This window comes from Candidatus Methanoperedens nitratireducens, assembly GCF_900196725.1.
Lineage (GTDB): Archaea > Halobacteriota > Methanosarcinia > Methanosarcinales > Methanoperedenaceae > Methanoperedens > Methanoperedens nitroreducens_A.
In genome coordinates this window covers 1-3,319 of the sequence record NZ_FZMP01000238.1, presented here as the reverse complement: position 1 = coordinate 3,319, position 3,319 = coordinate 1, and the positions used below count along the sequence as shown (strand labels likewise).

The window sequence follows — 3,319 nt, the reverse complement described above, 5'->3', positions numbered from 1 at the left end:
AAGTATTCTCTAAAGCGTGTTAGAGATCCTGTTGTGCGTGAGCGGTTGCTTATAGTGCAAGCAGCATACGAGATGTCGCTACGTGATGCTGCTGCAAAGTTTGGTTGCACGCATGGTAAGGTTGATTTCTGGAAACAGCGTTACGAGCAGGAGGGTGTTCGTGGCTTGTATACAAGGGAAAGAAGTGGCAGACCACCGAAGATAAGCTACAAGCAGAAATCCAAGCTGCGACGTATTGTTAGGAAGCATAATGCCATGAAGGGTTGGCGGACACGGGGAATACGTGAACTGATAAGACAGGAGACTGGCATAACCTATAGTTTTCGTCACACAATTCGCATAGCTCAGTCCTGGGGTCTGTCCAAAATAAAACCTCGGTCAAGATATGCCTTCTCAAAAAAGGAGGACAGAGAGGCGTTTTTAAAAAAACAGGACATATCTGGCATGCAAACCACCGGGCTTGATGGTAGTTGTAGAGGATGAAAGCATATTCAATTACGAAACCAAAATTCGTGCAGTTTGGGCTGTGAAAGGCAGCAGACCATTCATACTGACAACAGGATCACATATCCATACAGTCTGGTTCGGTTCCCTCTCGGAAGATGGTACACAACTATTCAGACAATACCCGAATGCAGACAGCGATTCATTTCTTGACTATCTGAACCATCTGAGAAGAAAATACCCGAAGATGATCCTGTTTCTTGATAAGGCAACATACCACAGGAAAGAAAAACGTGTCATAGTGTATCTGAAAAAACACAGAAAAACAATCAGGGTCCGCTGGTTTCCAACAGGCTTTCCCGAAGCAAACCCCATTGAAGAATGCTGGCGTCAAGGAAAAGACACCGTTCTTGGATCCACACTACCGCAATCGTTGGAAGACCTCAAAAGACAGACAACAAAATATTATCGAACAAACAGATTCAAACTTGATTTGTATAAATATTTATGTCACTGAGTATATATATCTCTGAAGTAGCATTGATAATTCATTTCACTATGGAAAGTATGGATGATGGTTAATTATAATTTCTATAATACGCATGTAGAACACAGTTTGCCTCATAAAAATCCATCTCCTAATCTTGACGGTCAATTATTGTATATGCGCCAAGACGGGAGCGCCTCCACTTCCAGACGCGCCGCCAAAGGTTCGTCAAAGCCGAATCCCTGGCGGGACGGCGCGCCCCGAAGCGTGGGGAGGCGACCCTGCGAACTGCGCAGCGTCGCGGCTTTCTATTCGCAGGAGGCTAGAAGCTGCTCATGTAAAACGATTGCCTGGGTTCATTGCGATAATATAAATCTTATTCCATCAATTTAATAAACTCTTCTCTTGTCAATCCTGATTGCTTAATAATCGAAATCAAAGTTCCCTTTGGGACCGGGTCTCTTTTTGGGATGATAACGAGATACTTTTCTCCATGATTCCCTGCTCTGACCAGAGCGATATGGCTGCCTTTACCTTTAATGGGTGCATAATCAAACCCGGCTTTAAGGAGACGTTTTATAATCTTATCTGATGAAACAGAAGGAAGTTTGCTCACACTGCCACACCGATAGTAGAAGTAAATTTATTTGGCGAATGTAAGGATGCTGCAAAATCATTTAAAATTCCCAGAGCTTTGGCATTCTCAAGATATAATTCAACAGCCTCTTTCAGGTTTTTAAGAGCTTCTTCTGGCGTATCACCCACACTGGCAACTTCAAGTTCAGGGCATTTTGAAACATAAACATCATCTTCCTGCCAGATTATAGCCGTAACATTTAATTTCTCCATACTTTTCATACTCATTGAAGGTAATTCTTGTTATTAAATTTTTGGTTGAACTCATTCACATTTTTTAAACGGTTACATGCGCCTGAAAAAACAGAACCTTGGAAAACCTATAGAAATCCTTATTATATATAGTAAAGCATAGAATAATAAAATATGAGTCTCGATAGAATCACCATAAACCCTGAGGTTATGTCTGGTCAGCCCTGTATAAGGGGTCTAAGGATTCCTGTTTCCCTCATCTTGAGACTTCTTGCCAGAGGTAAAACAATCCTCCAAATCTTAGAGGACTACCCTGAGTTAGAAGAGGATGATATAAGGCAGGCATTGAGTTTTGCTTCCTGGGCAACCACAGAAAAAACAATTCCGGTGACCGCATGAAGTTTCTTGTGGACATGCCATTGTCTCCAAAAACAGTTAAGTTTTTAAAAAATATGGGGTATGAAGCAATCAGAGTAAGTGAACTTGAAATGGCAAAATCAAAGGATAGAGACGTCTTTGATTATGCCGAAAAGAATAATATGGTTATATTGAGTGCGGATTTGGATTTTGGAGCTATACTGGCATTTACTCATTCCAGTAAACCCTCAGTGATTATTTTTCGATTATACGATCCTTCCCCTGAGCATGTTAATTCGCTTCTTTCATCCAATCTTTCAAGCATCGAAAAAGAACTTATGAAAGGGGCGATTGTTATTATTGAGGATACGGAAATCCGTATCAGAGAACTGCCAATTGGTGAAAAATGATAATTTTCTTTTAAACTCATAGCTTGGCGTCCGAATCGGCGATAGGAATCAGGTAAACTTGAAGGAATTCAAAACCTTCGAGCATCTGTGCCAAGATAATCGCGTCCCCACTTCCAGACACGTCGCCGAAGGTTCGGCAAAGCCGAATCCCTGCGGGGACGGCACGCCCCGAAGCATGGGAAAGCGACCCTGCGAACTGCGCAACGTCGCGGTTTTCTATTCGCAGGAGGCTTGAAGCTGCTCACGTAAAACGATTGCCAATTCATTGCGATAATATCCATCAAAGGCACGCTCTGCAAGGGCAACGTATCGCCGCTGCATAAGACCCTCATTTATACGCATCGCCTCTATGCTGGACTGAAGTTATCCGGACTGTTTTAGTCTCATTATCCACAGAATAAAGAACCCTATACTTACCAATCCTTAATCGATATGTATTACCCGGATATCCTTCCATTGGCTTTACATCAAAACCCGGTCTTGGTCGAATAGGATTCTTTTCAGATTCATCAAGTAATTTTAGAAATTTTTTGGCACCAGTATGATTTTGGGGCACTAAGAAATTATATGCCAAATTATTTTTAGCATTTTATTTAAATTATCATCTACCCACGATTGATGATTCTTCTTAACTTTCTGCCCAACAATTCCCATAAGGTTTTCAATGTGATTGTTATTGTCTGGGATGGTTATGTCTCTCATCGCTAATTCTGCGAATAATGTTACTTTCTCATAAGTTCTGAAAATGAATCTTGCAGCATTGCTGTTTTTGTTAGCTGCCGATATTTCATTG

10 protein-coding genes are annotated in these 3,319 nt (G+C 41.5%); 5 read left to right on the top strand and 5 right to left on the bottom strand.

Going from position 1 to position 3,319, the window contains the following annotated elements; translation table 11 throughout:
* The 3 genes from MNV_RS17885 to MNV_RS19140 all read left to right on the top strand — a co-directional run.
* Window positions 1-483 (top strand): helix-turn-helix domain-containing protein (locus MNV_RS17885; RefSeq protein WP_143311900.1); only part of this gene is annotated, 483 nt, incomplete at its 5' end.
* Entirely contained in the window at window positions 464-961 is a 498-nt protein-coding gene (locus MNV_RS17880) for a transposase (protein WP_096207301.1), read from the top strand. The genes MNV_RS17885 and MNV_RS17880, both read left to right, overlap by 20 nt.
* A 127-nt stretch (window positions 962-1,088) precedes the next feature.
* Window positions 1,089-1,304, top strand: coding sequence for a hypothetical protein (locus MNV_RS19140; RefSeq protein ID WP_143311899.1), 216 nt, complete (start codon window positions 1,089-1,091; stop codon window positions 1,302-1,304).
* Between the two features lie 3 nt (window positions 1,305-1,307).
* Here MNV_RS19140 and MNV_RS17875 read toward each other — a convergent pair whose 3' ends face one another.
* Together MNV_RS17875 and MNV_RS17870 are read right to left on the bottom strand one after the other, a co-directional pair.
* The gene (locus tag MNV_RS17875) at window positions 1,308-1,547 is read right to left on the bottom strand and encodes a type II toxin-antitoxin system HicA family toxin (protein WP_096207300.1); all 240 of its coding nucleotides are present in this window, start codon (window positions 1,545-1,547) and stop codon (window positions 1,308-1,310) included.
* Window positions 1,544-1,789: a type II toxin-antitoxin system HicB family antitoxin gene (locus tag MNV_RS17870; RefSeq protein ID WP_257000110.1), complete on the bottom strand. Its 246-nt coding sequence runs from the start codon at window positions 1,787-1,789 to the stop codon at window positions 1,544-1,546. Before MNV_RS17870 ends, MNV_RS17875 begins: the two co-directional genes overlap by 4 nt.
* A 144-nt stretch (window positions 1,790-1,933) precedes the next feature.
* Here MNV_RS17870 and MNV_RS17865 point away from each other — a divergent pair, with 144 nt between their 5' ends.
* The gene (locus MNV_RS17865) at window positions 1,934-2,158 is read left to right on the top strand and encodes a DUF433 domain-containing protein (protein ID WP_096207298.1); all 225 of its coding nucleotides are present in this window, start codon (window positions 1,934-1,936) and stop codon (window positions 2,156-2,158) included.
* Window positions 2,155-2,526 (top strand): DUF5615 family PIN-like protein, encoded by a 372-nt coding sequence (locus tag MNV_RS17860; RefSeq protein WP_096207297.1) that lies wholly within the window; start codon window positions 2,155-2,157, stop codon window positions 2,524-2,526. Before MNV_RS17865 ends, MNV_RS17860 begins: the two co-directional genes overlap by 4 nt.
* A gap of 68 nt (window positions 2,527-2,594) precedes the next feature.
* On the opposite strand, the gene MNV_RS19135 is transcribed toward MNV_RS17860, so the two are convergent.
* The 3 genes from MNV_RS19135 to MNV_RS19945 all read right to left on the bottom strand — a co-directional run.
* Window positions 2,595-2,858, bottom strand: coding sequence for a hypothetical protein (locus tag MNV_RS19135; RefSeq protein ID WP_143311898.1), 264 nt, complete (start codon window positions 2,856-2,858; stop codon window positions 2,595-2,597).
* Complete coding sequence (locus tag MNV_RS21405) at window positions 2,855-3,082, bottom strand: type II toxin-antitoxin system RelE family toxin (protein ID WP_394336554.1); 228 nt, start codon at window positions 3,080-3,082, stop codon at window positions 2,855-2,857. The genes MNV_RS19135 and MNV_RS21405 overlap by 4 nt, the downstream gene beginning before the upstream one ends.
* Window positions 3,082-3,319: hypothetical protein (locus MNV_RS19945; protein ID WP_179294073.1), on the bottom strand; the 238-nt coding region annotated here is incomplete at its 5' end. The genes MNV_RS21405 and MNV_RS19945, both read right to left, overlap by 1 nt.

Bases quoted from the DNA above. Each gene is read 5' to 3' on its own strand.
- MNV_RS17880 (WP_096207301.1), top strand. From the start codon at position 464: ATGGTAGTTGTAGAGGATGAAAGCATATTCAATTACGAAACCAAAATT.
- MNV_RS17870 (WP_257000110.1), bottom strand. From the start codon at position 1,789: ATGAAAAGTATGGAGAAATTAAATGTTACGGCTATAATCTGGCAGGAA.
- MNV_RS17860 (WP_096207297.1), top strand. From the start codon at position 2,155: ATGAAGTTTCTTGTGGACATGCCATTGTCTCCAAAAACAGTTAAGTTT.
- MNV_RS17865 (WP_096207298.1), top strand. From the start codon at position 1,934: ATGAGTCTCGATAGAATCACCATAAACCCTGAGGTTATGTCTGGTCAG.
- MNV_RS19135 (WP_143311898.1), bottom strand. From the start codon at position 2,858: ATGAGGGTCTTATGCAGCGGCGATACGTTGCCCTTGCAGAGCGTGCCT.